2 protein-coding genes are annotated in these 1,029 nt (G+C 64.5%); one reads left to right on the top strand and one right to left on the bottom strand.

The annotated features are described in order from the left end of the window. Window positions 1-63: 63 nt before the first annotated feature. Window positions 64-678 (bottom strand): C39 family peptidase, encoded by a 615-nt coding sequence (locus ACFHVL_RS31340; RefSeq protein ID WP_416632239.1) that lies wholly within the window; start codon window positions 676-678, stop codon window positions 64-66. 114 nt (window positions 679-792) lie between these two features. Between ACFHVL_RS31340 and ACFHVL_RS31335 the strand changes: the two genes are divergently transcribed. Next, window positions 793-1,029, top strand: a 237-nt coding sequence (locus ACFHVL_RS31335) for a hypothetical protein (protein WP_416632238.1), incomplete at its 3' end; no start/stop codon positions are given.

The raw sequence follows: 1,029 nt of genomic DNA, 5'->3' as shown, positions 1-1,029 counted from the left end.
AGCTGCGGACGCGTGTTGGCCGGGTCCCGCGTACGCGGGACCCGGCCAACGACACACATCACATCAGGAGGAGTAACCGCGCTTCGCAGCCCAGTCCGCCAGCACCTCAAGATCCATCCAGTACTCCTGACCCTCGAAGTACGGGTCAGCGATCTTCACCGTGTCACCACCATCACGGTAACCAGTCACCGTCAGATAGTGCCCACCCTCATACGAATGCGCCACCCCGTCGACATCGGTCGCCGTACCCATGATGTTCGCGACCACCGCCCGGTCGTCATCCACAGCCTCACGCACATCAGCCTTCAACTTCGCCACATGCTCCGGCTTCGCCACCTCAGCGCCGATCGACGTCGTCTCGTAGCCGGCCTCCCCGATCACCTCGTTGAGCACCCGGGTCGTCTCCTCAGCCGAATCAGTACCAGCCTCGGTCGTCCCCAACTTCTCCGCCACCTCATCCTGCGACGGAGCCTTACCCTGCGCCGTCAACGCGATCCGCGTCGCCGCCGGCCCACAGTAGAAGAAATTCGGCTGCGCCTCGTACCGGATGTTCAACTCACGAGCACCACCATCGGCACCGGGCGAAGCCGCCTGCGCCGCCATCGGAACAGCCACCACACCACCAGCGGTCAACAGACCAGCAACAGACAGAACAGACTTACGGAAGATCGTGTTCATAGCAGAACTCCGTTCCGAGGGGGAATGAACCGGACACCGACCCCACACCACAGAGCGATGACCGATCACGAACGGGACAGAACAGAACACGCACAAAAGTCGCGAAGACACACCGTGGACCCACACGACACCCGCCAACCCGAAGGGCGGGGCGGTCTCACGGTCGCACCCGATACAACCATCCCGGGCCGCCCGGCATTCCACCGCGCCGGGACGACAGACCAACGGACCGACGACGGCCACTCACCCAGCACCCGACGGCCACTCACCGACCCGCACCGGGCGTTCGCCTACTCGGTCCAACACCAGGATCCAACGCCGCCCGACCGGCCGATGTTCCCCGCACCCGGC

The sequence above is a fragment of the Micromonospora sp. LOL_023 genome (assembly GCF_048060115.1).
Lineage (GTDB): Bacteria > Actinomycetota > Actinomycetes > Mycobacteriales > Micromonosporaceae > Micromonospora_E.
The sequence above is the reverse complement of the archived record's forward strand: the minus strand, read 5'-3'. Positions and strand labels throughout refer to the sequence as shown.

Coding starts and splice junctions, on each gene's coding strand:
- ACFHVL_RS31340 (WP_416632239.1), bottom strand. CDS start 678: ATGAACACGATCTTCCGTAAGTCTGTTCTGTCTGTTGCTGGTCTGTTG.